The organism is Leifsonia sp. ZF2019 (assembly GCF_019924635.1).
Classification (GTDB): Bacteria; Actinomycetota; Actinomycetes; order Actinomycetales; family Microbacteriaceae; genus Leifsonia.
On the sequence record NZ_CP065037.1, the window covers coordinates 1,827,524 to 1,853,025 of the forward strand.

General features: G+C 71.1%; 25 protein-coding genes and 1 tRNA gene. 23 read left to right on the forward strand and 3 right to left on the reverse strand.

From position 1 onward, the window contains the following. Positions 1 to 21 precede the first annotated feature (21 nt). From IT072_RS09025 to IT072_RS09035, 3 genes are all read left to right on the forward strand, one after another. Positions 22 to 2,124: a heavy metal translocating P-type ATPase gene (locus IT072_RS09025; RefSeq protein WP_223360624.1), complete on the forward strand. Its 2,103-nt coding sequence runs from the start codon at positions 22 to 24 to the stop codon at positions 2,122 to 2,124. A 109-nt stretch (positions 2,125 to 2,233) separates the two neighbouring features. Continuing rightward, complete coding sequence (locus IT072_RS09030; RefSeq protein ID WP_223360625.1) at positions 2,234 to 3,136, forward strand: diacylglycerol kinase family protein; 903 nt, start codon at positions 2,234 to 2,236, stop codon at positions 3,134 to 3,136. 82 nt (positions 3,137 to 3,218) lie between these two features. Then, a tRNA-Glu gene (locus IT072_RS09035) sits at positions 3,219 to 3,294 on the forward strand. A 74-nt stretch (positions 3,295 to 3,368) separates the two neighbouring features. On the opposite strand, the gene IT072_RS09040 is transcribed toward IT072_RS09035, so the two are convergent. Continuing rightward, positions 3,369 to 3,581: a KTSC domain-containing protein gene (locus IT072_RS09040; RefSeq protein WP_223360626.1), complete on the reverse strand. Its 213-nt coding sequence runs from the start codon at positions 3,579 to 3,581 to the stop codon at positions 3,369 to 3,371. Positions 3,582 to 3,791: 210 nt separating this feature from the next. Between IT072_RS09040 and IT072_RS09045 the strand changes: the two genes are divergently transcribed. The 8 genes from IT072_RS09045 to IT072_RS09080 all read left to right on the forward strand — a co-directional run bounded on the left by IT072_RS09045 (position 3,792) and on the right by IT072_RS09080 (position 12,145). Then, positions 3,792 to 4,877, forward strand: coding sequence for a TerC family protein (locus tag IT072_RS09045; RefSeq protein WP_223360935.1), 1,086 nt, complete (start codon positions 3,792 to 3,794; stop codon positions 4,875 to 4,877). Beyond that, complete coding sequence (locus IT072_RS09050) at positions 4,874 to 5,629, forward strand: PP2C family protein-serine/threonine phosphatase (RefSeq protein WP_223360627.1); 756 nt, start codon at positions 4,874 to 4,876, stop codon at positions 5,627 to 5,629. Before IT072_RS09045 ends, IT072_RS09050 begins: the two co-directional genes overlap by 4 nt. Before the next feature lie 119 nt (positions 5,630 to 5,748). After that, positions 5,749 to 7,239: a 3-isopropylmalate dehydratase large subunit gene (gene leuC, locus IT072_RS09055; protein ID WP_223360628.1), complete on the forward strand. Its 1,491-nt coding sequence runs from the start codon at positions 5,749 to 5,751 to the stop codon at positions 7,237 to 7,239. Then, positions 7,239 to 7,838 carry a 3-isopropylmalate dehydratase small subunit gene (leuD, locus tag IT072_RS09060; protein WP_223360629.1) on the forward strand — a complete coding sequence of 200 codons (600 nt, stop codon included), beginning with the start codon at positions 7,239 to 7,241 and terminating at the stop codon, positions 7,836 to 7,838. Before leuC ends, leuD begins: the two co-directional genes overlap by 1 nt. After that, on the forward strand, positions 7,835 to 9,202 hold the full coding sequence (gene murA, locus IT072_RS09065) for a UDP-N-acetylglucosamine 1-carboxyvinyltransferase (RefSeq protein ID WP_223360630.1): 1,368 nt from the start codon (positions 7,835 to 7,837) through the stop codon (positions 9,200 to 9,202). The genes leuD and murA overlap by 4 nt, the downstream gene beginning before the upstream one ends. Positions 9,203 to 9,221: 19 nt before the next feature. Further along, positions 9,222 to 10,010 carry a lysophospholipid acyltransferase family protein gene (locus tag IT072_RS09070; protein ID WP_223360631.1) on the forward strand — a complete coding sequence of 263 codons (789 nt, stop codon included), beginning with the start codon at positions 9,222 to 9,224 and terminating at the stop codon, positions 10,008 to 10,010. After that, positions 10,003 to 11,151 carry an NAD(P)H-dependent glycerol-3-phosphate dehydrogenase gene (locus IT072_RS09075; RefSeq protein ID WP_223360632.1) on the forward strand — a complete coding sequence of 383 codons (1,149 nt, stop codon included), beginning with the start codon at positions 10,003 to 10,005 and terminating at the stop codon, positions 11,149 to 11,151. Before IT072_RS09070 ends, IT072_RS09075 begins: the two co-directional genes overlap by 8 nt. Next, positions 11,048 to 12,145, forward strand: coding sequence for a D-alanine--D-alanine ligase family protein (locus IT072_RS09080; protein WP_223360633.1), 1,098 nt, complete (start codon positions 11,048 to 11,050; stop codon positions 12,143 to 12,145). Before IT072_RS09075 ends, IT072_RS09080 begins: the two co-directional genes overlap by 104 nt. A 188-nt stretch (positions 12,146 to 12,333) precedes the next feature. Here IT072_RS09080 and IT072_RS09085 read toward each other — a convergent pair whose 3' ends face one another. After that, positions 12,334 to 12,876 carry a DUF3515 family protein gene (locus IT072_RS09085; RefSeq protein ID WP_223360634.1) on the reverse strand — a complete coding sequence of 181 codons (543 nt, stop codon included), beginning with the start codon at positions 12,874 to 12,876 and terminating at the stop codon, positions 12,334 to 12,336. 26 nt (positions 12,877 to 12,902) lie between these two features. Between IT072_RS09085 and thiL the strand changes: the two genes are divergently transcribed. Then, positions 12,903 to 13,904 carry a thiamine-phosphate kinase gene (thiL, locus tag IT072_RS09090; protein WP_223360635.1) on the forward strand — a complete coding sequence of 334 codons (1,002 nt, stop codon included), beginning with the start codon at positions 12,903 to 12,905 and terminating at the stop codon, positions 13,902 to 13,904. A gap of 96 nt (positions 13,905 to 14,000) precedes the next feature. Here the strand turns inward: thiL and rsmD are convergent, their stop codons facing one another. Then, positions 14,001 to 14,573, reverse strand: coding sequence for a 16S rRNA (guanine(966)-N(2))-methyltransferase RsmD (rsmD, locus tag IT072_RS09095; RefSeq protein WP_223360636.1), 573 nt, complete (start codon positions 14,571 to 14,573; stop codon positions 14,001 to 14,003). A gap of 78 nt (positions 14,574 to 14,651) precedes the next feature. Between rsmD and IT072_RS09100 the strand changes: the two genes are divergently transcribed. From IT072_RS09100 to IT072_RS09150, 11 genes are read left to right on the forward strand one after another with little or no spacing between them, the layout of a single operon-like run. After that, positions 14,652 to 15,392 (forward strand): hypothetical protein, encoded by a 741-nt coding sequence (locus IT072_RS09100; protein ID WP_223360637.1) that lies wholly within the window; start codon positions 14,652 to 14,654, stop codon positions 15,390 to 15,392. Next, the gene (locus IT072_RS09105; protein WP_223360638.1) at positions 15,389 to 17,605 is read left to right on the forward strand and encodes an ATP-dependent DNA helicase RecG; all 2,217 of its coding nucleotides are present in this window, start codon (positions 15,389 to 15,391) and stop codon (positions 17,603 to 17,605) included. Before IT072_RS09100 ends, IT072_RS09105 begins: the two co-directional genes overlap by 4 nt. Before the next feature lie 55 nt (positions 17,606 to 17,660). Further along, on the forward strand, positions 17,661 to 18,143 hold the full coding sequence (gene coaD / locus IT072_RS09110; RefSeq protein ID WP_223360639.1) for a pantetheine-phosphate adenylyltransferase: 483 nt from the start codon (positions 17,661 to 17,663) through the stop codon (positions 18,141 to 18,143). A 13-nt stretch (positions 18,144 to 18,156) separates the two neighbouring features. Continuing rightward, entirely contained in the window at positions 18,157 to 19,218 is a 1,062-nt protein-coding gene (locus IT072_RS09115) for an AAA family ATPase (RefSeq protein ID WP_223360640.1), read from the forward strand. Between the two features lies 1 nt (position 19,219). Then, positions 19,220 to 20,527 (forward strand): DUF58 domain-containing protein, encoded by a 1,308-nt coding sequence (locus IT072_RS09120; protein ID WP_223360641.1) that lies wholly within the window; start codon positions 19,220 to 19,222, stop codon positions 20,525 to 20,527. Then, on the forward strand, positions 20,520 to 22,784 hold the full coding sequence (locus IT072_RS09125; protein WP_223360642.1) for a transglutaminase family protein: 2,265 nt from the start codon (positions 20,520 to 20,522) through the stop codon (positions 22,782 to 22,784). Before IT072_RS09120 ends, IT072_RS09125 begins: the two co-directional genes overlap by 8 nt. A gap of 59 nt (positions 22,785 to 22,843) precedes the next feature. Continuing rightward, positions 22,844 to 23,359 (forward strand): YceD family protein, encoded by a 516-nt coding sequence (locus IT072_RS09130; protein ID WP_442786800.1) that lies wholly within the window; start codon positions 22,844 to 22,846, stop codon positions 23,357 to 23,359. Positions 23,360 to 23,361: 2 nt separating this feature from the next. Next, positions 23,362 to 23,565 (forward strand): 50S ribosomal protein L32, encoded by a 204-nt coding sequence (rpmF, locus tag IT072_RS09135; RefSeq protein WP_021759817.1) that lies wholly within the window; start codon positions 23,362 to 23,364, stop codon positions 23,563 to 23,565. A gap of 13 nt (positions 23,566 to 23,578) precedes the next feature. Further along, entirely contained in the window at positions 23,579 to 24,307 is a 729-nt protein-coding gene (rnc, locus tag IT072_RS09140; protein WP_223360643.1) for a ribonuclease III, read from the forward strand. Further along, on the forward strand, positions 24,285 to 25,211 hold the full coding sequence (gene mutM / locus IT072_RS09145; RefSeq protein ID WP_223360644.1) for a bifunctional DNA-formamidopyrimidine glycosylase/DNA-(apurinic or apyrimidinic site) lyase: 927 nt from the start codon (positions 24,285 to 24,287) through the stop codon (positions 25,209 to 25,211). The genes rnc and mutM overlap by 23 nt, the downstream gene beginning before the upstream one ends. 50 nt (positions 25,212 to 25,261) lie before the next feature. After that, complete coding sequence (locus IT072_RS09150; RefSeq protein WP_223360645.1) at positions 25,262 to 25,474, forward strand: DUF1737 domain-containing protein; 213 nt, start codon at positions 25,262 to 25,264, stop codon at positions 25,472 to 25,474. Positions 25,475 to 25,502: the final 28 nt, after the last annotated feature.

A 25,502-nucleotide genomic window follows, 5' to 3' on the forward strand; every position in this document is an offset into this window, starting at 1 on the left:
AGGGGTATCGTTCCGGGTGTCATGGACAGCACGAACGCACACGAGCACCAGCACACGGACGGCGCGATGACCTCGCACGCGGAGCACGGCCACGGCGCGCACGATCTCGGCGCGCACGATCACTCCGCCCACGATCACTCCGCGCACGATCACTCCGCGCATGCCGGCCACGACCCGGCGATCTTCCGCCGCAAGTTCTGGCTGACGCTCGTCCTGACCATCCCGACCCTGGTCTTCTCGCACGGCCTGCAGGAGATCCTCGGCCTGTCGGGCCCACGGTTCCCGGGCAGCCAATACATCCCCGCGGTCTTCGGCATCGCGATCTTCTTCTACGGCGGGCTCGTGTTCCTCCGCGGAGCGGTCGGCGAGCTGCGGTCGCGACAGCCGGGGATGATGACGCTGATCTCGCTCGCCATCGTCGTCGCGTTCGGGTACAGCCTCGCGGTGACGCTCGGCCTGCCGGGCATGGACTTCTGGTGGGAGCTCGCCACCCTCATCCTGATCATGCTGCTCGGCCACTGGATCGAGATGTCGGCGGTCATGGGCGCCCAGGACGCGCTGGGCCAGTTGGCGAAACTCCTGCCGGACACCGCCGAGCGGCTCGCCGACCCGCACGCCGACCCCGAGACGGTCGCCGTCGGGGAGCTGCGGGTCGGCGACCTCGTGCGGGTGCGGCCGGGCGCCGCCGTGCCGGTCGACGGCGAGATCGTCGACGGACGCAGCGATCTCGACGAGTCCCTGCTCACCGGGGAGTCGAAGCCGGTCACCCGGGGGACGGGGGAGCAGGTCGTCGCCGGAAGCATCTCCGGCAGCGGGTCGCTCGTCGTCCGCGTCGGGAAGACCGGGGGCGACACCGCGCTCGCCGGGATCATGCGCCTGGTGTCGGACGCTCAGGCCAGCAAGTCGGGCACGCAGATCCTGGCCGACCGTGCGGCCGCCTGGCTGTTCTACGTCGCGCTCGCGGTCGCTGCGATCACCCTCGTCGTCTGGATCCTGCTCCGCCCCGGTGACCCCGCGTTCGTGCTCGAGCGCGTCGTGACGGTGCTCATCATCGCCTGCCCGCACGCGCTCGGCCTCGCCATCCCGCTCGTGGCGCAGATCTCGACCGCGATCGGCGCACGCAACGGACTCCTCATCCGCGACCGGCACGCCATGGAGGACGCCCGCCGCATCGACGTCGTCCTCTTCGACAAGACGGGCACACTCACCGAGGGGCGTCAGGGCGTCGCCGCCGTGACCGCCGTCGACGGCGACGACGATGCCCTGCTCGCTCTCGCCGCCTCCGTCGAAGCGCCGGCCGAGCACCCGATCGCTCGTGCGATCGTCACCGCCGCCCGTGAGCGAGGGCTGTCCATCCCCTCCGTGACGGACTTCGAGGCGCTCGGGGGCCGCGGTGCCGCCGCCACCGTCGCGGGCGAACGCGTCGTCGTCGGTGCGCCGCGGCTGCTGGCCGAGACGGGAGCGACGGCGGCGGGCTCGGTCGCCCGCATGGTGGAGGAGGCCTCGGCGCAGGGGCAGACGGTCGTCTACGTTCTCCGCGGCGATCGCGTCACCGGTGCGATCGCGCTGGCGGATGTCGTCCGGCCCGAGTCGGCGGACGCCGTGCGCGCTCTCCGGGACCGCGGGATCCGTGTCGCCATGCTCACCGGCGACGCACGACCGGTCGGAGAGGCGGTCGCCGCGACCCTCGGAATCGACGAGGTCTACGCGGAGGTGCTCCCGGGCGACAAATCCGGCACCGTGGCGCGTCTGCAGCAAGACGGCTCCCGGGTGGCGATGGTGGGCGACGGCGTGAACGACGCACCCGCGCTCGCGCAGGCGGACGTCGGCATCGCCATCGGCGCGGGCACGGATGTCGCGATCGAGTCGGCCGGCATCGTGCTGGCCGCCAGTGATCCGCGCGGGGTGGCGAAGGTGGTCGAGCTCTCGCGGGCGACCTATCGCAAGATGCTCCAGAACCTGGCGTGGGCGACCGGGTACAACGTGATCGCGCTGCCGCTGGCAGCGGGTGTGGCGACCGGTGCCGGCATCGTCGTCTCCCCGGCGTTCGGCGCCGTGCTGATGTCCGTCTCCACGATCGTCGTCGCGCTCAACGCCCAGCTGCTGCGACGCGTCCGCCTCTGAGATCCGCCCCGCAGCGGGGTCGCGAATCGTCGCTCCGGCGCCGCCATACCGGCGGTTCGCGACCCCGCCGTTCCGGCGGCTCGGCGGCCGTGTGCCATCATCGTGCACTATGGCCGCACATCCCGGAACCGTCGTGGTCGCGGTCAACCCCATGGCCTCGTTCGGCCACCGCCGGGAGGTCGGCCCGCTGGTCGTCGAACGCCTGCGCGAGGCCGGACACACCGTGGTCGCCGTCGACGAGGCGAACATCGAGCTCCTGCGCAGGGAGACCGCACGCGCGGTGGCGGCCGGCGCCGGCGCGCTGGTCGTGGTCGGGGGCGACGGCATGGCGAACCTCGGCATCAACATCGTCGCCGAGACGACCGTCCCTCTCGGCATCGTCCCGAGCGGCACGGGCAACGACCTGGCCGACGGCCTGGGGATCCCGGTGGGCGACACGGACGCGGCCATCGCCCACCTCCTCGCCGCGCTCGGCCGAGAGCCGCGCACGATCGACGCGGGGGTGGTGCGTCACGGCGGCCTCTCCACCTGGTTCGGCGCAGTGCTCTCGGCCGGCTTCGACGCCACCGTCAACGAGCGCGCCAACCACATGACCCGTCCGCGCGGACGCAGCCGGTACATCCTCGCGCTGCTCCGGGAGCTCGCCACCCTGGCCCCGCGCCCGTACCGCCTGGTCGTCGACGGCGAGACCATCGAGACGGAGGCGATGCTCGTCTCCGTGGCCAACAACCGCTCCCTCGGCGGCGGGATGCGCATCGTGCCGCACGCAGCGCTCGATGACGGCCGTCTCGACCTCTTCGTCGTGCGGCGCATGTCGCGCCTGCGCTTCCTGCGTCTCTTCCCGACGGTCTTCCGCGGCGAGCACACCGACCTCCCGGAGGTCTCCTTCCACTCCGTGAGCACCGTCCGCCTCGACGCGGAGGGGGTCGTGGTCTACGCGGACGGGGAGCGGATCGGCCCGCTGCCCGTCGACGTCTCCGTGGTGCCGGGAGCCCTCCGCGTCCTCGCCTGAGGGTCGCGACACACCCGGGCTGGGCGCCCCGTTTTGGAGGATGCCGCCGACCTGTGGCATGATCATTGAGTTGTCAAAACACGGCCCCATCGTCTAGCGGCCTAGGACGTCGCCCTCTCACGGCGGTAACGCGGGTTCAAATCCCGCTGGGGTCACCACTCACGAAGCCCTCTCGGACCATGTCCGGGAGGGCTTCGTCGTGTCGCGCGGCCGCCCGGGCAACGCGGCTTCCTCACGAGATCCATTCCGTCGGGAAGTGGTCTCTGATCCGCTCTGCGAAGTACCGACCGGCCGACGGCGCGGAGCGGAACTCGTGCCAGACCCGGTCGGAGACCAGCCGGTAGCGGTAGCGCGCTCCGGACCGGAACACGATCTCGAGCACGTGCTCGCGATCGTCGAAACCCGCCGCGGCGACCGCGGCGCTCTCGAACTCCACCCACTCCACGCGCGGCACTGTACGCGCGTGCGCCGAGCGCGGGGGAGTCCGGTAGGATGAGTGATCGCGAAGGGGAGTATCCCGGACGGCCGCGGTGCGTGCACCGCCGCCGGCGCTGTGAACGTCATCACGGTCCGCTCTGGACCCGGGCGCAGCGGCATTGGAGACGGTGCGGGAGAGACTTTCGGCTCGTTTCCGATGCCCTTCGAAAGGTCCTCCATGCAACTCGCCCTCCCGCTCTGGTTCGAGGTCGGCTCGATCGTCGTGCTCCTCTTGGTGCTCGCGTTCGACCTGCTCATCGTCTTCAAGCGCCCGCACATCCCGAGCCCGAAGGAGTCGTCGCTCTGGATCGCGTTCTACGTGGGTCTCGCGCTGATCTTCGCCCTGCTCATGCTGCTGCTGGGCGATGCGGAGCACGCGGGGCAGTTCCTCGCCGGCTGGCTCACGGAGTACAGCCTCAGCATCGACAACCTGTTCGTGTTCGTCATCATCATGGGCAGGTTCGCGGTGCCCAGGAAGTACCAGCAGGAGGTGCTCATGGTGGGCATCATCCTGGCTCTGATCTTCCGCGGCGTCTTCATCCTGCTGGGGGCGAGCCTCATCGCGAGCTTCAGCCCGATCTTCTACATCTTCGGCGCGTTCCTGCTCTGGACCGCCTTCAACCAGGCGTTCGGCAACCACGACGATGAAGGAACGGACGACAGCTGGTTCATCCGCTTCATGCGCAAGCACCTCAAGGTCTCCGACCAGTACGACGGCAACAAGCTCCGCACCACGGTTGCGGGCAAGCGGATGTTCACGCCCCTGATCATCGTCTTCCTGGCGCTCGGCACGACGGACCTGCTGTTCGCGCTCGACTCCATCCCGGCGATCTTCGGCATCACGCAGAGCCCGTTCATCGTCTTCACCGCCAACGTGTTCGCGCTCATGGGTCTGCGCCAGCTGTACTTCCTGCTCGGTCATCTGCTCGACAAGCTCGTGTACCTGAAGTACGGGATCGCGTTCATCCTCGCCTTCATCGGCGTCAAGCTCGTCTTCCACGCCATGCACGAGAACGAGCTGCCGTTCATCAACGGCGGCCTGCACCTCGAGTGGGCGCCGGACATCGACACCTGGACGTCGCTCGCGGTGATCGTCGGGTCGATGGTTGTCGCTACCATTGCAAGTCTGGTGAAGCTGCGGATGAGTGGCGGAACCATCGCCGAGGCCATCCACGGCGACGACGACGAGGCCGACGAGGCCCCGGAGGCCGTGACCGGCGAGGTCCCGGTCCCGCGCGATCAGCAGGAGGACCCCCGCACATGACCTCACACGTCGGCGTGAGCGCCCGGAGCGACATCGGGGCGGTACGCCACGTGAACGAGGACTCCTTCCTCGCCGAGGACCCGGCCTACCTCGTGGCCGACGGGATGGGCGGCCACGCCCGCGGCGATCTGGCGAGCCGCACGGCGCTGGAGAGCCTGGCGCGCACGCTGCAGCCGGGCAGCCGGCCGACGCCGGAGGAGGTCGTCGCCGCGATCGACGAGGCCAACGCGGCCGTCCGGGCGCTCTCGGGAGCGGACGAGTCCGGGGCCGCCGTCGCCGGAACCACCCTCGCCGGCGTGGTGCGTGTGCGCGTCCCCGAGCGTGCGGCGGAGCACTGGCTGGTCGTGAACGTCGGGGACTCCCGCGTGTACGAGTGGGACGGCTCCGTGCTGACCCAGCTGACCGTCGACCACTCGGCGGTGCAGGAACTCGTCGACGCCGGCCTCATCTCGGCAGCGCAGGCGGCCGTGCACCCCGAGCGCAACGTCATCACCCGTGCCCTCGGCGCGGAGGACTTCGTCGACACCGACACCGAGCTGCTGCCGGACGCCTCGCGCCGCACGTTGCTGATCTGCTCCGACGGTCTGACCCGCGAGCTGACCGACGAGCGCATCGCGGCCGTCCTCGCCTCCGCCCCCGAGGATCCGGCGGGGGAGCTGGTGGAGGCCGCCGTCGCGGCGGGCGGTCACGACAACGTCACGGTCGTCGTCGTGACCATCGATGAGACCGACGGACCGTCGGTGATATCCTGACTCCGTGCACGCAGGTCTTCTCCTCCTTAGCCGCCGCGGCGAGTCCTAGTTCTCAGGCCACTCTCGCCGCGGAGTCCGTCGACGGCTGATCCGCACGCACGCTAAGGAGCACGAGCACAATGACGACCGAGACCGATCGCACTCCGCTGACCCTCGCAGAGAAGGTCTGGCGGGACCACCTGGTCGTGAAGGGCGAGGACGGCACGCCCGACCTCATCTACATCGACCTGCACCTGGTGCACGAGGTGACCAGTCCGCAGGCCTTCGACGGCCTCCGCATGGCCGGCCGGCCGGTCCGCCGTCCGGACCTCACCATCGCCACCGAGGACCACAACACGCCGACCATCGGCATCGACCGGCCCATCGCCGATCTGACCAGCCGCACGCAGATCGAGACGCTGCGCCGCAACGCCGAGGAGTTCGGCATCCGCCTGCACTCGCTGGGCGACGTCGAGCAGGGCATCGTGCACGTGGTCGGCCCGCAGCTCGGCCTCACGATGCCGGGCATCACCGTGGTCTGCGGCGACTCGCACACCTCGACGCACGGCGCGTTCGGCGCGATGGCGTTCGGCATCGGCACCAGCGAGGTCGAGCACGTCATGGCGACGCAGACCCTGCCGCTCAAGGCGTTCAAGACCATGGCGATCACCGTCGAGGGTGACTTGCGCCCCGGCGTGACCGCGAAGGACATCATCCTGGCCGTCATCGCGAAGATCGGCACCGGCGGCGGGCAGGGCTATGTGCTCGAGTACCGCGGCAGCGCGATCCGCTCCCTCTCGATGGAGGGGCGCATGACGATCTGCAACATGTCGATCGAGGCCGGGGCCCGCGCGGGCATGGTCGCGCCCGACGAGACCACCTACGCCTACCTCAAGGGCCGCCCCCACGCGCCGGAGGGCGCCGACTGGGACGAGGCCGTCGCATACTGGGACACCCTCGCCACTGACGACGACGCGGTCTTCGACGCGGAGGTCTACCTGGACGCCGCCGACATCGAGCCGTTCGTCACCTGGGGCACCAACCCCGGCCAGGGCGTCTCGCTCAGCCAGAACGTGCCGGACCCCGCGCAGATCGAGGACCCCAACGCCCGGGCCGCCGCCGAGCGCGCGCTGGAGTACATGGATCTCGAAGCCGGCACCCCGATGAAGAGCATCCCCGTCGACGCCGTGTTCATGGGCTCCTGCACCAACAGCCGGATCGAGGATCTGCGCGCCTTCGCCTCCCTGATCAAGGGGCGCAAGAAGGCAGACAACGTGCGCGTCATGGTCGTCCCGGGCAGCGCGCGCGTGCGTATCGAGGCCGAGGCGGAGGGCATCGACAAGATCGTCGAGGAGTTCGGCGCCGAGTGGCGCTTCGCGGGCTGCTCGATGTGCCTGGGCATGAACCCGGACCAGCTGGCGCCCGGGGAGCGCTGCGCCTCCACCTCGAACCGCAACTTCGAGGGCCGGCAGGGCAAGGGCGGCCGCACCCACCTGGTGTCGCCCCTGGTCGCGGCAGCGACGGCGATCCGCGGGACCCTGTCCAGCCCCTGGGACTTGGATAACGATGGCGGCGACACGCCGGACGGCGGCGACGCGGACACGCGCGCCGGGGAGAAGGTGAACGCCTGATGGAGAAGTTCGAGACCGTGACGGGTGTGGCCGTCCCGCTGCGCCGTTCCAACGTGGACACCGACCAGATCATCCCGGCGGTGTTCCTCAAGCGCGTGACCAAGACCGGCTTCGAGGACGCCCTCTTCCACGGCTGGCGCCAGGACCCGGACTTCATCCTCAACCAGGACGCCTACCAGGGCGCGACCGTGCTCGTCGCCGGTCCCGACTTCGGCACCGGCTCCTCCCGGGAGCACGCCGTGTGGGCGCTGCGGGACTTCGGCTTCCGGGTCGTCCTGAGCCCCCGGTTCGCCGACATCTTCCGCGGCAATTCCGGCAAGCAGGGCCTGCTCGCCGGGCAGATCACGGAGGAGGACGCGGAGCGCCTCTGGGCGGCCATCGAAGCGCAGCCGGGAATAGCGGCGACGGTGGATCTGGTTGCCAAGACTGCGACGATCGGCCAGGTACAGGTGTCTTTCGACATCGACGATTACACTCGCTGGCGTTTGCTCGAAGGGCTGGACGACATCGCCCTCACCCTGCGTGATGAAGCGCGAATCTCCGAATACGAAAGCGGCCGTGCTGGTTGGCGGCCCAAGACCCTCCCGGTGAAACTTTGAACTCACTTCTTCAGGACGCTCAGGCAGCAGGAGCGCGCGTCGGCCTCAAGGGCGACCGCATCACGATCAACGGCGGCATCCCGCTCCGGGGCCGCATCGAGGTCCGCGGCGCCAAGAACTTCGTCACGAAGGCCATGGTTGCCGCCATCCTGGGCGAAGGCCCCAGCGTCCTGCGGAACGTGCCGGACATCAGCGACGTCCGCGTGGTGCGCGGTCTGCTCGAGGTGCACGGCGTCAAGGTGACCGACGGCGTCGCGGGCGAGCTGCTGCTCGACCCGAGCGCGGTAGAGACGGCCCACATGGCCGACATCGACGCGCACGCCGGGTCGAGCCGCATCCCGATCCTGTTCTGCGGCCCGCTCCTGCACCGCCTGGGCGAGGCGTTCATCCCCGACCTCGGCGGCTGCCGCATCGGCGACCGCCCGATCGACTACCACCTCGAGGTGCTGCGCCAGTTCGGGGCGGTCGTCGACAAGCTGCCGAGCGGCATCCGCATGAGCGCCCCGAACGGCCTCCACGGTGCCAAGCTCGAGCTGCCGTACCCGAGCGTCGGGGCGACGGAGCAGGTGCTGCTCACCGCTGTGCGCGCCGATGGCATCACCGAGCTCAAGGGCGCGGCGATCGAGCCCGAGATCATGGACCTCATCAACGTCCTGCAGAAGATGGGCGCGATCATCTCGGTCGACACCGATCGCGTGATCCGCATCGAGGGCGTCGCGAAGCTCGTCGGCTACAGCCACACCGCGCTGTTCGACCGGAACGAGGCCGCCAGCTGGGCGGCCGCCGCGCTCGCCACGGGCGGCGACGTCTACGTCGGAGGCGCCCGCCAGCCTGAGATGCTGACCTTCCTCAACGTCTTCCGCAAGGTCGGCGGCGCCTTCGAGATCCACGACGACGGCATCCGGTTCTTCCACCCGGGAGGACCGCTGAAGCCCGTCGTGATCGAGACCGACGTGCACCCCGGGTTCATGACCGACTGGCAGCAGCCGCTGGTGGTCGCTCTCGCGAAGGCGGAGGGGGTGTCGATCGTCCACGAGACGGTCTACGAGCAGCGCTTCGGCTTCACCGACGCGCTCATCGACATGGGTGCCAAGATCCAGGTGCACAAGGAGTGCCTCGGCGGCCACGCCTGCCGCTTCGGCCAGCGCAACTTCAACCACTCCGCGGTCATCATGGGCCCGACGGAGCTGAAGGGCGCCGACATCGAGGTCCCCGACCTGCGCGGCGGCTTCAGCCACCTGATCGCGGCGCTGACCGCGGAGGGACGCTCGACCGTCAGCAACGTCGGCATCATCAGCCGCGGGTACGAGAATTTCATCACCAAGCTGGAGCTGCTCGGAGCGGACTTCGTCCTCGAAGGGTGACGGCACGGATAATAGGGATGTGTCCCATCCCGAAGATCCCGCCGTCCCGCGTCCCCCGGTGAAGCGTCAGCGCTCCGAGAAGAGCCGTCCGTCGATCTTCTGGGTCCTGGCGTTCCTCGTCGTGCCGCTGGGCAGTCTGCTCGCGCGGTTCCGTATCGCGGACGGAGCGAAGCTGCCGCGTCACGGCGCGTTCATCGTCGCTCCGAACCACTACAGCGAGATCGACCCGGTGATGATGGGGATGGTGCTGTGGCGGCTCGGCCGACTGCCGCGCTTTCTCGCCAAGGACAGCCTGTTCCGCGTGCCCGTCGTCGGCTGGTTCCTGCGCAAGTCCGGTCAGGTGCCGGTCGCTCGTGGCGGAGCTGCCCGGGGCGCTGCGCCGCTCGACGCCGCGCAGAAGATCATCGACGAAGGGCGCATCGTCGTCGTCTACCCGGAGGGCTCGCTCACGCGTGACCCCGACATGTGGCCGATGCGCGGCAAGACCGGCGCCGCCCGGATGGCGCTGGAGCACGGCATCCCCGTGATCCCGATGGCGCACTGGGGCACGCAGCAGGTGATGGCGCGGTACTCGAAGAAGATCAGCTTCTTCCCGCGCAAGACGATCGACGTGAAGGTCGGCGACCCCGTCGACCTCTCGGCGTTCGAGGGGCGCAGCCTCGACTCCGCGACGCTGGCCGAGGCCACCGCGGTGATCATGGCGGCGATCACCGCCCTGCTCGAGGACCTCCGCGGCGAGAAGGCGCCCGCGCAGCGGTGGGACCCGTCGCAGCACAACCAGAAGGAGACCGGCCGCTTCGATGGCTAGCAAGGCTCGTACCGCACTGCCTCCCGCTCCCCGTCGGATCGCCGTTCTCGGCGCCGGCAGCTGGGGGACCACCTTCGCGAAGATCCTCGCCGACGGCGGGTCCGACGTCGTGCTCTGGGCGCGCCGTCCGGAGCTCGCGCGCGAGATCAACGAGGTCAAGCGCAACAGCGATTACCTCGAGGGCATCAACCTGCCGCGCAACCTGCGGGCGACGTCGAAGCTCGGAGAGGCGCTGCGCGACGCGGAAGTCGTGTTCGTCTCGATCCCGAGCCAGACGCTGCGGGAGAACCTCGCCGCCGTCCAGCCGTACCTCGGCCCGTCCACGATCGTGGTGAGCCTCATGAAGGGCGTCGAGAAGAGCACCGGGTTGCGGATGAGCGAGGTGATCGCCCAGGCCCTCCCGATCGAGGCCGAGCGGATCGCTGTCGCCTCCGGCCCGAACCTCGCGCTCGAGATCGCGCGCGAGCAGCCGACCGCGGCCGTGGTCTCGTCGGTGAGCCTGGAGACGGCGCAGACGGTCGCGATGGCCGCCACCAACCGGTATTTCCGCAGCTTCGTGAACACCGACGTGATCGGCACGGAGTTCGGCGGCGTGCTGAAGAACCTCATCGCCGTGGCGATCGGCATCGTCGACGGTGTCGGCTACGGCGAGAACACCAAGGCCTCGATCATCACGCGCGGGCTGGTCGAGATGACCGACTTCGCCGTGGCGTACGGGGCGGAGGCCCAGACCCTCTCGGGGCTCGCGGGCCTCGGCGACCTGATCGCGACCTGCGAGTCGTCGCTCAGCCGCAACAACACCGCCGGGCGGCTGCTCGGCCAGGGCTACAGCTTCACCGACGTGGTGAAACAGATGAACCAGACTGCGGAGGGGCTGGCCTCGGTCGCCCCCGTGCTGAGCCTGGCGGAGGCGCGCGGCGTGGACATGCCGATCGTGCGGCAGGTGAGCCAGGTGCTCGCCGGAACGCTCGATCCGAAGGACATCGCGCCGCACCTCACGACGGACTCGGACGAGCCGCAAGGCGAAAGGACGACGGATGACGGACACGGCCGCAGTGGCTCTACTCTTCGGGGGGCGTTCAAGCGAGCATTCGATCAGCTGCGCAACGGCGGCCGGGGTCCTCGCGGCGATCGACCGTAGCGCCTACCGCGTCATCCCGATCGGGATCACGCACGACGGCGCCTTCACCCTCCAGCCGGACGACGCCGAGCGGTTCGCGCTCGACGCGGAGGCGCTCCCCGAGGTCGAGGACAACGGCACCCGCGTGCACTGGCCCGAGAGCGCCACGACCCGCGAACTGACCGTCACGCACCCGGACGGCTCGGTGGAGTCCCTCGGCGACGTCGACATCGTGTTCCCGATCCTGCACGGTCCGTGGGGCGAGGACGGAACGGTGCAGGGCCTGCTCGAGCTGGTCGGCCTGCCCTACGTGGGCAGCGGCGTTCTCGCCAGCGCGCTCGGGATGGACAAGCACTTCACGAAGACCGTCCTGCTGCAGGCGGGCATCCCCGTCGCCCCGTGGCAGACCGTGACCGCTCACCGGTGGGGCGCCGCTCCGGAGGCCGTCGAGGCCGAAGCCCGTGACCTCGGGCTTCCCGCGTTCGTCAAGCCGGCGCGGGCGGGGTCGAGCGTCGGCGTGACGAAGGTCAAGGACTGGTCGGAGCTCGCCGCCGCGATCGAGGTTGCCCTCGCCGAAGACGACCGGGTGTTGATCGAGTCGGCCGTCGTCGGCCGTGAGGTGGAGATCGCCGTGCTCGGCGGCCGACCGGGGGAGGCTGCGCGTGCCTCCGTCGCTGGCGAGGTCGTCGTCTCCGGGCGCGACTTCTACGACTTCGCAGCGAAGTACCTCGACGCCCCCGGGATCGACCTGGTCTGCCCGGCCGACCTGAGCGCGGCCGAGCTCGCCGACATGGCCGATCTCGCTGTGCGCGCGTTCGACGCCATCGGGGGAGAGGGCCTGGCACGCGTGGACTTCTTCCTGACCGCGGACGGTTTCGTCGTCAACGAGATCAACACGATGCCGGGCTTCACTCCGATCTCGATGTTCCCGCGCTGCTGGCAGGAGTCGGGGCTGTCGTACCCGGATCTGATCGACGAGCTCATCCAGGTGGCGCTGGCTCGCGCGGCGGCCTGAGCGCCCCGCGCTGCGGTTCGGGACGAACGCTGCGCGGCGCGCGACCGCGGATGTCCCGTGCGACCGCGGTCGCTGCCGTGCGGCGCGCGGGTGGCCTGGCGCGCTGCGGTTCGGGACGAACGCTGCGCGGCGCGCGACCGCGTTCGTCCCGTGCGACCGCGGTCGTCCGGCGGGGCGGCGGATGCCGCTCAGCGGGTGGGCGTGGGCGTCGGCGTCGCTGTGGACCCGTCGGTCGCGCCGTCCGTCGGGGTGAGGCTCGTGTCGAGCGTCGACAGGCACTGCTTGGTCTGCTTGACCGTCGAGACGGCGGAGGCGAACTCGGGCAGCACCGACGAGTCGGACACGCCGGCCACGTGATCGATCACGACCTCCGTCGCGGGGGTGCGGCCGAAGGTCTGATAGACGATCGTCTTGGCGGTCGGGTCCGTCATCAGCACCCAGTCCACGCCGTTGACGTTGACGCACGGCTGGGTGGTCGGCCCGATGTCGGGGACGCCGCAGCGCAGGATGACCGCTGCGGGGTCGCCCCACGCACCGGTGGCCTGCGCGTCCGTGACGCGCTTGTCCTTGTCAGCGACCGTGTCGGGGAGGCGCACGCTGATCTCGGCGCAGCCGGGGTCGTTGGCGTCGGCGCCCGGGTCGAGCGAGACGGTGGGCGCGCATCCGGTCAGGGCGAGCGCGATGGCTCCTGCAGCGAGGACGGAGGCGAGGGCGGTGCGGCGGACGGTCACGATGATTCAGGCTAGCGTTTCCAGACATGGGAATGTCTGAGAGCACGGCGGCCGGTGCGACGATCGGAGAGGTCTCCGAGCGGGAGGCGCTGCGCGGCATCTTTCCCCGCCTCCCCGGGTCGTCGGCCACCCTGGTCGGCCCCGGCGACGACGCGGCTGTGCTCGCCGCCCCCGACGGCCGGTACGTCGTCACGACCGACATGATGGTCCACGGCCCGGATTTCCGGCTCGCCTGGTCGTCGCCGGAGGATCTCGGCTGGAAGGCCGCCGCCACCAATCTCTCCGATGTCGCCGCGATGGGCGCCGTCCCGACCGCGCTGGTGGTGGCCATCGCGGCTCCGGCCGACACTCCCGTCGCCGACCTCGAGGCCATCGCGGACGGGTTCCGCCTGGCGTGCGAGGCACTCGCCCCGGGCTGCGGAGTCGTCGGCGGCGACCTGTCGGTATCGGAGACGATGACCTTCGCCGTGACCGCCTTCGGCGACCTCGAGGGGCGCGCTCCGGTGCTGCGCAGCGGGGCGCGGCCCGGAGACGTGGTCGCGGTGTCCGGGAGGCTGGGAGCGGCCGCTGCGGGACTCCGACTGCTCTTCGACGAGGCCGTCGATGCGTCCGGAGTGCCCGACCGCGATCGGTTCGCTGCCGTCGTGGCCGCGCATCCCGACGCCGTCCGTGCGCAGCTGCGGCCGGAGCCTCCCATCGCCGACGGCCCCCGCGCTGCGGACGCGGGCGCGACCGCCATGCTCGACCTCTCCGACGGCTTGGCGCTCGACGCCCGGCGGGTGGCCGAGGCCAGCGGTGTCGCGATCGATCTCGACCCCGGTCTGCTCGGTGACGACCCGCGCGCCGCCCTCACTGGAGGAGAGGACCACGGCCTGTTCGCCGCCTTCCCGGCCGGCGCAGCGCTTCCCGGCGGCTTCCGCCGGATCGGCGCGGTGCGCGACGGCAGCGGCCTGCTGGTCGCCGGCCGCCCCTTCGACGAGCGCGGCGGCTGGGACCCGTACCTCGAGTGGGACGGCGCAGCCGGCTGACCGCGTCCGCGCGATCACGTTCAGGGGTCGCATCCTGCCGCTCTGCCGGCCGCATTGCGGCAGTTCGCGACCCCCGCGATGCTCGCGGCGGGGGCGTCAGAGCGCGGTGCGGTTCAGCCAGAACAGCGCGGTCTCGCCGTAGTCCTTGCGGCGCGTGAGCTCCAGCCCGTCCGGGAGGGCGGGCTCGCCGTTGCGGGTGCTGCGCTCGACGCAGACGGTGGCGCCGGGCGCGAGAAGAGGGACGAGCGCGGTCAGCACGTCCAGCAGCTCGGCATCGCCCACATCGTAGGGCGGATCGACGAACACGAGGTCGAACGGGCCGGCAGCGCCGGAGAGGTACGACTGCACGCTGGTGGCCCGGACGTCGACGGTCGGACGCGCGGACGCGGGGGCGGCCTTCGTCACGGCCGCGGCGTTGCGGCGGCAGATCTGCGCGGCCGCGGCACCCCGCTCCACGAGGACGACGGAGGAGGCGCCCCGGCTGGCGGCCTCGAGACCGAGGGCGCCCGAGCCGGCGAACAGGTCGAGCACCCGCGCGCCGTGCACCTCGCCGCGCGCGTCGAGCGCCGAGAAGGCGGCCTCGCGCACGCGGTCGCTCGTCGGGCGGGTGCCGCTCTTCGGCACCTGGAGGGTGAGGGAGCCGGCGAAACCGGAGACGATGCGGGTCATGGCACACCGAGCCTAGCGGCACGGGATACCACCATCGCGCACTGGTCTTCGCCGGGCGACGGCACCAAGATAGGGGCCATGGTGGAGCGCCTCGAACAACCCGAGCTCGACGCGTTGTGGGACGTCGACGACCCGGTCGGCTCGGCGGAGCGGATCGCGGCGGCGGCGTCGCGACCCGACCGTCCCGAGCTTGTCCGTGCTGAGCTGCAGACCCAGCGGGCGCGGGCGTTCGGCCTGCAGGGCCGTTTCGCCGAGGCGGACGCCCTGCTGGCGTCACTGGAGCCTGCCACGGGCATCCTCCACGTGCGGATCGTGCTGGAACGCGGGCGCCTGCTCAACACCGAGGGACGCCATGCCGAGGCGGTCGAGATGTTCCAGGAGGCGCTGCAGGCCGCCCGGCGGGAGGGTGACGTCTTCCTCGCCGTCGACGCCGCGCACATGCTCGCGATCGCCGACCCCGCGCGCGGCGAGCAGTGGACGGAGGAGGCCGACGCCGAGCTGGCCGCGACGACGGATCCGCGCATCCTCCGCTGGCGCGTCGCGCTCCGCAACAACCGCGGCTGGTCGTTGCTGGAGGAGGGGGACGCGGAAGCCGCTCTGCGCGAATTCGACCGGGCTCTGGAGGCCGCTGTGGAGTACGGGACCCCCGATCAGCGGTTCGCCGCGCGCTGGGCGGTCGCCCGTGCGCTCCGCAGCGCCGGTCGCGCGGAGGAGGCGCTCGAGCTGCAGCGACGGCTCGCCGAGGAGCGTCCCGAGGATCCGTATGTCGTCGCCGAGCTCGCCGCGCTGACGGGGGCAGCGCCTACGATCGAACCATGACCAACGCCTCCGCCCCGGCTGCCGAGGGCGCGATCACGCTCGACTCGCGGCTCGCCGGCGTGCTCGGCGGGCGCACGGCCTCCGCGTTCGAGAAGGCGTTCGGGATGCGCACCGTGGGCGACCTCCTGCACCACTTTCCGCGCCGGTACGCGCGCCGTGGCGAGCTGACGGCGCTCGCCAATCTGCCGCTGGACGAGAACGTCACGATCATCGCCGAGGTGCTCCGCGTGCAAGAGCGGTCCATGCGGGCGCGCCGGGGATCGATCCTCGAGGTGAAGATCTCCGATGGCGAGGGGATCCTGACGCTGACGTTCTTCAACCAGTCCTGGCGCTCGAAGGATCTCGTGCCGGGCGTGCGCGGCATCTTCGCAGGCAAGGTCTCTGCCTACCGCGGGGCGCTCCAGCTGGCGCACCCCGACTACGAGCTCTTCGAGCCCGACTCCGAGAACGCGGTGGCACCCGGGAGCGCCGCGGCGACGTCGTGGGCGCAGACGCCCATCCCGATCTACCCGGCGACCGGCACGGTCGCGAGCTGGCAGGTGCAGAAGGCCGTCGAACTCGCGCTCGACGCCCTGGACACCGCGCCCGACCCCGTGCCGGCCTCCATCGCGGCCGAACGCGGTCTGCTGTCGTACCGCGACGCGCTCGAGGGCATCCACCGTCCGCAGAAGGACGCGCAGTGGCAGCGGGCGCGCGACGCCCTGCGCTTCCAGGAGGCGTTCGTCCTGCAGGCGGCGCTGCTGCAGCAACGCGCCGCGGCGCGCACGGTCCCGTCGACGCCGCGGCGCGCCGAGCCAGGAGGCCTCCTCGAGCGGTTCGACGCGGCCCTGCCGTTCTCGCTGACCGATGACCAGGCACTGGTCGGCTCGGAGATCACGGCCGACCTGGCCAGCACCGCCGCCATGCATCGGCTGGTGCAGGGCGAGGTCGGCTCGGGCAAGACGCTCGTCGCGCTGCGGGCGATGCTCGCCGTCGCCGACTCGGGCGGCCAGTCCGCGCTGCTCGCCCCGACCGAGGTGCTCGCGGCGCAGCACCTGCGGTCGATCGCGGCGATGCTCGGCCCCGACCTCTCCGCGCAGCTCATGCCCACCCTGCTCACCGGACAGCTGAGCGCCGCGGAGCGCAAGCGCGCACTGCTGCGCACCGTCTCCGGCCAGGCGCGCATCGTGATCGGCACCCACGCGCTGCTCGGCGACGCGGTGACGTTCTTCGACCTCGGGCTCGTCGTCGTCGACGAGCAGCACCGGTTCGGCGTCGAGCAGCGGGAGGCGCTGCGGGCGAAGGGCGGGACGCCCCCGCACGTGCTCGTGCTGACCGCCACGCCCATCCCGCGCACGGTCGCCATGACGGTCTTCGGCGACCTCGACGTGTCGACGATCGCCCAGCTTCCCGCCGGTCGCCAGGGCATCGAGAGCTTCGTCGTGCCCCTGGCCGATCGTCCCGGCTGGGAGCGGCGCATCTGGGAGCGGGCGTCCGAGGAGATCGCGAAGGGCCGCCAGGTGTTCGTGGTGTGCCCGGCGATCAGCGGTAAGGAGGTCGAGGACGACGGCGGCGAGCGGGAGGAGCCCGAGGACGCCGCGGACGACGGAGCGCCGCGCGCGGTCGCCACGGTCGAGTCGGTGGCGGCGCAGGTGCGCGCCGATCCGCTCTTCGCCCGGGCCCGCGTCGGCGTGCTGCACGGCAGGCTCGCGAGCGACGCGAAGGACGAGGTGATGCGCGCCTTCGCGTCCGGCGACATCGACATCCTCATCGCCACGACGGTGATCGAGGTGGGCGTCAACGTGCCGAACGCCTCCGCCATGGTCGTGCTCGACGCCGACCGGTTCGGCGTCTCTCAGCTCCACCAGCTGCGCGGCCGGGTCGGCCGGGGCGAGATCCCGGGACTCTGCCTGCTGGTGACGTCGGCCGAGGAGGGATCGCTGGCGCGCGAGCGGGTGGAGGCGGTGGCGGCGACGCTCGACGGCTTCGAGCTGGCCAACGTCGACCTCGAGCTGCGACGGGAGGGCGACGTGCTCGGCAGCCGGCAGTCCGGTGGCCGGTCGTCCCTGCGGCTGCTGCGGGTCGCGGCCGACGGCGACCTGATCCAGGAGGCGCGTGTCGCCGCGGCGGAGACCCTCGACGCCGAGGGCGGCCTGGCGGCGGTCCCCGCCCTGCAGGCCGCGCTGGCCAGGAGGCTCGACGAGGCGGAGCGCGCCTACCTCGGCAAGTCGTGACAAGGTAACGGATTCACAACGAAATGCCGGGTACCGCGGGATAGTCTGGTGCCCTATGAACAGGATCGCCGTAGTCCCTGGATCGTTCGACCCGGTCACCCTCGGTCACCTCGATGTGATCGAACGCGCCGCCGGGCTCTGGGACGAAGTCCACGTCGTGGTGGTCCACAACCCGGACAAGTCGGCCCTGCTGCCCATCGCGCAGCGGGTCTCGCTGCTGGAGAAGTCGATCGAGGAGGCCGGGATCACCGGCAACGTCATCGTCGCCTCCTGGTCGATGGGGCTGCTGGTCGACTACTGCACGGACGTGGGGGCGCACGTGCTCGTCAAGGGGATCCGCTCGCAGGTGGACGTCGCATACGAGACGCCGATGGCGATCGTGAACCGCCACCTCGCCGATGTCGAGACGGTGTTCCTGCTCCCCAACCCCGCCAACGCGCACGTCTCCAGCTCCCTGGTGCGTCAGGTCTCGGCGCTGGGCGGCGACGTGAGTCCGTACGTCCCGCCCGCGGTTTTCGAACTGCTGTCATCGAGATGAGAGTGCAGGAGCCATGAACAGCTACGCGACGCGCCAACCAACGGAACCCTCCGTCGCTCCGGAGGAGGAGTCGGGCCGCGCCGCAGCGGGCATGGATCTGGCGGAGCTCCGTCGCGCCGCCGAGCAGATCACCGTGAACGTCGAGTCGGTCATCGACGGCAAGCACGACGCCGTGCGCACCGCGCTGGTGGTGCTGCTCGCGGAGGGCCACCTCCTGATCGAGGATGTGCCCGGCGTCGGCAAGACGATGCTGGCGAAGTCGCTGGCGAAGTCGGTCGACTGCACCGTGAGCCGCATCCAGTTCACCCCCGACCTCCTGCCGAGCGACGTCACCGGCGTCTCGGTCTACAACCAGGTGGAGCGCCGCTTCGAGTTCAAGCCGGGCGCGATCTTCGCGAACATCGTCATCGGCGACGAGATCAACCGTGCGAGCCCCAAGACGCAGTCGGCGCTGCTGGAGTGCATGGAGGAGCGGCAGGTCACGGTCGACGGCTCGACCTATCCGCTCGCCGCCCCGTTCATCGTCGTCGCGACCCAGAACCCGGTGGAGATGGAGGGCACGTACGCCCTCCCCGAGGCGCAGCGCGACCGGTTCATGGCCCGCATCGCGATGGGCTATCCGGATGAGGAGTCCGAGCTCGCGATGCTCACGACGCGTGACACGTCGAGCCCGCTCTCGCGGATCGGCCCGGTGGTGACGTCGGAGCAGCTGCGCTCCATGATGACGACCGCGCGCAGCGTGTTCGCGTCCGCCCCGGTGAAGCAGTACGCCGTCGATCTGGTGCGCGCGACCCGGGAGGATCGCGACCTGCGCTTGGGGGCGAGCCCGCGCGCGACGCTGCAGCTGATCCGGGCGGCGAAAGCCCTGGCGGCATTGGACGGACGCGACTTCGTGCTTCCCGACGACGTCGACTCCCTCGCCGTGCCGGTGCTCGGTCACCGTCTCCTGCCCACGAGTCGTGCGCTGGGACATCACCACGAGAGCGCGCCCGTCATCGCCGACATCGTCCGGCGCATCGTCGCCGCCACGCCTGTGCCGGTCGGCTCCGGCGCGATCGGCTCGGGCGGCCGCTAGCGTGCCGGGCCGCGGCCGGGCGTCCAGCCCGCTGACGAAGCCGCGGCCGACCGCGCGCGGCTGGACGCTGGGCGGGATCGGCGTGGCCGCCCTGATCGCCTCCGCCCTGCTCGGGAGGACGGACGTGCTCTTCGTCGGCGTCTTCCTGACGGTCCTGCCGCTCGCCGCGATGATCTCCGTCACCTGGGACCGGCCGCGGCTGGGAGTCACTCGCAGCTTCCACCCCGATGTGGTCGCGGTGGGGGAGACGACCACCATCGTCACGACCGCTCGCAATCTGAGCGGCCGGCCGAGTCCCGCCGCCCGCTGGCGGGAGTTCGCCCCCGCCGGCATCGACGTGCAGGGTCGCGCGCCGTTCCCACGCCTCGGCCCGCACGACGCGCGCGATCTCCAGGGCCGAGACACGACCGTGCTGCGACAGGAGGTGGTGGCCGAGAAGCGCGGTTCGCACCCGGTCGGCCCGCTCGTGATCAGCCGCACCGATCCGTTCGGCATCGCCTACGCCGAGTACGCGCTCGGGCAGCCGCGCGCGCTCCTGGTCACGCCGCGGGTCGTACCGCTCGCTCACGGCGAGCTGGACGTCGCACACAGCGAGGGCACCGAGCACGAGCTGCTGCGCCACAGCATCCCGAGCGCCGACGAGCTGATCGCGCGCGAGTACCGCCCCGGCGATCCGCTGCGACGGGTGCACTGGCGGGCGACGGCGCGTCACGACAAGCTGATGGTGCGCCAGGAGGAGCAGCGGAGCAACCCCGAGGCGTGGCTGCTGCTGGACACCCGCGACGGTCTCGCCGACGAGGCCGCGTTCGAGGCGCAGATCGATCTGATGGCTTCGGTCGGGGTCCACCTCCTCGACGAGGGATTCGCCGTGAGCGTCGTCGAGACGGCGGAGCGTCAGCTGACCGGACGCAGTGGTGCCGGCCGTACCGGGACGCTCGGCGCCACCAGCCCGACGTTCGATCTCAGCGGTTCCGATCGCCTCCTGCTGGCCGACCTCGCCGGCGTCGAGCCGGGCGTCTCCCCGCGCGACGACGCCGTGGCCGAGCTCGCGACCGGCCTCCGCCGCGCGGGGCGGTCGGTTCCGGTGTTCGCGTTCCTCCTCGGCGGCACGGCCGAGCTCGGCTCGCTGGCCGCGCTCCGGTCGATGGGCGACCCGGCGGTGGCGTTCCTGGCCGCCTCGACGCCACCCGAGGTGGAGGAGGTGCTCGCCGACGCGGGTTGGCTCTGCGTCGCGTGCGCGCCCGGCGAGGACGCCGCCACCAGCTGGCAGCGCGCGCTGGCCCGGCAGCGGGCGGTGACCCATGGTTAGCGAGTCCATCCCCGTCGCCGTGCCGAGGCTTGTCCGGAGGCGCGTGGGCTACTGGAGACTCACCGGCGCGATGCTGCTGCAGACGCTCGCCGCGAGCGTGGCGCTGGTCGGACTGATCCAGGGGGCCGGCTGGTGGTTCGCCCTCATGCTGACCTCGTCGCTCCTGCTCGTCGCCGGGGCCGGTCTTCGTACGGCGGGCGTACACCGCGGGATCGTGCCGGTGCTCGAGCTCGTCCTCGGTGCGATGGTGATGACGGCGGCGTTCGGCGGCGGGACAGGGCTGCTCGCCATCATCCCGACGCCGGCGACATTCGCCCACTGGGGCGGCCTCCTGCAGCAGGCGATGCTCTCGATCTACCAGCAGGGGACTCCTGCGGAGAGCCTGCCGGAGTTCCTGTTCCTCGTCGTCGGTGGCGCGGCGCTGATCGCCGTCGTCCTGGACACGCTGGCCGTGGCCGTTCGCGCACCCGCGTTCACCGCGGTCAGCGTCGGCGCGGTGCTCGTCGTGCCGGGCGCGCTGCTCGGCGACGGCCTGGACCCCAGCGCCCTCGCCCTCTCCGCCATCGCCTACCTGTGGTTGCTGCGCGCCGACGTGCGCACCCGCCGTCCGGGCTCCCCGCGGCCGGGCGCAGCGCTGGCGGTCGGCGCCTCAGCGACGCTCGTGGCGGTGCTGCTCGCCGCGACCGCACCGGGCTTCGACCGCGGCGGCGCCGCCTCGTTCACCGCCGGCGGCATCAACATCGGCGGAACCGTCACGCCGCTCATCGACCTCGGCAAGGACCTCCGTCGGCCCACCGCCGTGCGCGCTCTGACGTACACGACGAGCGCGGCCACCGGCCAGTACCTGAAACTCGCGTCGCTCGACCAGTTCACGGGGTCGGTGTGGAAGCATCGCGAGCGCGACACCAAGCGCCTCGCCGAGGGGACGCCGATCGGTCCGGTCGCCGGGCTCTCCGACCAGGTGCCGACGTCGAAGATCACCACGACCGTGAAGATCGACAACATGCAGAGCCGGTGGCTGCCCGTCCCCTCGCCCGTGCAGTCCGTGAAAGGGCTCGCCGGCACCTGGTCGTGGGATCCGGACGATCTCACGATCGGGGGGATCAACGCCACCACCAGGGACCAGGACTACACCGTCACCAGTCTGCTCGTGCAGCCGACGGCGGACCAGCTCAAGGCGGCGGGCGGTTTCGTGCCCGAGGACGTGCAGCGCGACCTGTTCCTGCCTCCGAACCTCCCGTCGATCATCGCGAAGACGGCGGTCGCCGCGACGGAGGGGGCCACGTCGGAGTACGAGCAGGCCGTCGCTCTGCAGGACTACTTCCGCGACAACGGGTTCGTCTACTCGACGCAGACACCGCTCAAGCAGGGCTACGACGGGGACGGCGCCCGCGTGATCGCCGCGTTCCTGGAGGCGAAGAGCGGCTACTGCGTCCACTTCGCGTCGGCGATGGCCCTGATGGCTCGCTCGCTCGGGATTCCGTCCCGTGTCGCCGAGGGCTATCTGCCCGGCGCGAGCGGCGGAGGCACAGCCACCGACCCCGGGCAGTACACCGTGACCAGCGACGACCTCCACGCCTGGCCGGAGCTCTACTTCGCGGGCGTCGGCTGGGTGCCGTTCGAGCCGACCGTGGGCCGGGGGACCATCCCGAGCTACACCCGTCCCGAAACGGCCGCTGCCGCCCCGACGACGGCCCCGAGTTCCGGCACCACGACCGCGCCGAAGCGGATCGTGCCGACGGATCCGGCTCAGATCGCGGGAGCGGCCGGCACCACGCCCCCGTCTCCGCTGCAGCCCGTGCTCTCCGGACTCGGCGTGGCCCTCCTCGTCGTCCTCGTGCTGCTGACACCGGCCGTCGCGCGCCGCGTGCGCCGTCGGCATCGGCTGAGACGCCTGGCCGAGGCCTCGGGCGGGGCATCCGTCGTCTGGGCCGAGCTGCGCGACACCGCGCGCGACCTCGGCTGGTCGGCTCCCGAGACCGAGACACCGCGCGCCTTCGCCCGGCGCATCGCCGATCAGGTGGCGGGGACGGTGGGAGAGGAGGCCGTGCTGCGACTGCTCGAGGTGCGTGAACGTGACGCGTACGGGCCTCCCGTCCGCGGCGCGACGGTCGGCCTGCGCGACGATCTCGTGCGGGTGCTGGACGCGCTCGAGTCCCGTGCGGGCCGAGGCAGACGCGTGCGGGCTCTGCTCCTGCCTGTGTCATTGCTGCCAGCAGGCTGGCCGATCGCTGCGAGTCCCGGAGGCGCCGCGTAGGATTGTCGTCCGTGACCACGTTCAAGAAGACCCCGTACACCGTCAACGTGTACGACCTCATGCGTCGGCCTGGTGCGATGCGCGAGCAGGAGCTGGCGATCCCGGTGCACGAGAAGCTCGGCGAGGGCCTGATCTCGGTGCCCGAAGGTGCGACGCTCGATCTCGACCTGCGCCTGGAGTCCGTGCACGAGGGGATCCTGGTCAGCGCGGAGGCCTCGACCACCGCGACCGGCGTGTGCGGTCGCTGCCTGATCGACATCGAACGGCCCGTCCAAGTCGATTTCCAGGAACTTTTCGCGTATCCTTCTGGAGAAGCTTTCGATTATGAGGTTCACGACGACCACGTGGATCTTGAACCTCTGATCAGAGATGCGGTAGTGCTGGCACTGCCGTTTCAGCCGGTGTGCCGGCCGGACTGCCCGGGTCTCGACCCCGAGACGGGCGAGCGGCTGGCGGATGTACCGGACCGGGAGCCCACCCAGACCGTCGATCCTCGTTGGTCTGCGCTCGCGGGTTTCCAGGCTTCCGACACCGATGAATCCACCCCGTCCAGCGGGAACACAGAAGAGAGATAGTCATGGCCGTTCCGAAGCGGAAGCAGTCTCGCGCCAACACCCGCGCCCGTCGTTCGCAGTGGAAGGCCGAGGTCCCCACTCTCGTCAAGACCGTCGAGGGTGGCAAGGTCACCTACAGCCTTCCCCACCGCGCCAAGGTGGTCGAGGACTCCGCAGGCACCGCCCTGTTCCTCGAGTACAAGGGCCGCAAGGTCGCAGACGTCTGATCGTCCCTCAGCAATGAGAGGGCACGGTCCGGCCGGGGAGAACCCCGACCGCACTGCACTCATCGAGAAGCTCGGAGTCGATATCGACCCCGAGCTTCTCGGGCTTGCGCTCACCCATCGCTCGTACGCGTACGAGCATGGCGGCATCCCGAACAACGAGCGCCTCGAGTTCTTGGGCGACTCGATCCTCGGCCAGGCCGTCACGGTCAAGCTGTTCCGCGAGAACCCGGACCTCGACGAGGGCGAGCTCGCCAAGCGACGTGCCAGCCTGGTGAGCTCGGTGGCCCTCGCAGAGGTCGCCCGGGCCATCGGGCTGGGGGAGTACCTGCTGCTCGGTCGCGGCGAGAACCAGAGTGGCGGCCGTGACAAGGCGTCCATCCTGGCCGACACGGTCGAGGCGATCATCGGGGCCGCCTACCTCGACGCCGGCGGCACCGAGGCGACGGCTCTCGTGCTGCGACTGATCGAGCCGCTGCTCGGCGACCCGGATCGCTTCGGGGCCGCCATGGACCCGAAGACGAGCCTCCAGGAGGCGGCGGCGCACCGCGGGGCCGGCCTTCCGGTCTACACGGTCACCAGCACCGGCCCCGACCACTCGAAGATGTTCCACGCCTCCGTCGCGGTCGGCGATCTGGTCACTGCCGACGGCGAGGGCACCAGCAAGAAGCAGGCCGAGATGGCCGCCGCGCTCAACGCGTGGACCGAGCTGACCAGCCGTCGTGCCCGAGCTCCCCGAGGTTGAGGTCGTCCGCGCCGGACTGGCCCCCGCGGTCTCCGGCGCGACCATCCTCGGCGTGGAGGTGCTCGAACCCCGGTCGCTGAAACGCCACGACCCGCTCGCGGGGGAGTTCGAAGCCCTGCTCACGGGTCGCGTGATGCGCACACCGGCCCGGCGCGGCAAGTTCCTCTGGATCCCGCTGGACGGCGAGCCCCGGCAGGCGATCGTCGCCCACCTCGGGATGAGCGGCCAGATCCTCCTGCGCGATCCCGGGGCGGTCGAAGCCGGCCTGCTGCGCATCCGGCTCCACATCGAGACGCCCCCGCAGCCCGACGGCGCTCGCCGTGAGCTCTGGGTCCACTTCGTCGATCAGCGCATCTTCGGCTCGATGGCGGTCGACGCGCTCGTCCCCACCGCGGACGGCGCGCCCGCCGGTCTGGGCACCGACGACCCTCTGGTGCCCACGCAGGTCGCCCACATCGCCCGCGACCCGCTGGACCCGGCCTTCGACGACCGCGCGTTCGCCGCCGCCCTGTCCCGTAAGAAGACGGGCATCAAGCGCGCCCTGCTCGACCAGACGCTCGTGAGCGGCATCGGCAACATCTACGCCGACGAGGCGCTCTGGGCGGCCCGCATCCACTACGCCCAGGAGGCGTCCAGCCTGTCCGCGGTCCGGGTCCGCACCCTGCTCGCTGAGGTGCGGCACGTGCTCGAGAAGGCGCTGGCCGAGGGCGGCACCAGCTTCGACGCGCAGTACGTCAACGTCAACGGCAACTCCGGCTACTTCTCCCACTCCCTCAACGCCTACGGACAGCAGGGCAGGCCGTGCCCGCGCTGCGGGACGGCCATCGTGCGGGAGCGTTTCATGAACCGGTCGTCGCACTTCTGCCCGCGGTGCCAGCGGCTTCGCCGGAGCGGAGCCGCCTGACGGATCAGCATGCCTGCCGGACGACTCGCGCGCGTGGCAGGATGGCGTGCATGGGATCGGACGAGAACCTGCCCCGCTACCGCCTCCTGACCGGCGTCGACGACGCGGCGTTCTGCGAACGCGTCAGTGCCGCGCTCGACCTCGGTTACGAGCTCCACGGCGGCCCTGCGCTCACCTGGAACGGTGCGACGGGCTATGTCGCCCAGGCCGTCGTCTGGCACAAGGACGGACCGACGCCCGCGAAGCCGCGTCCGGGCGCCTGACGGCGGCCCTTTTTCCCGGTCGGTAAAG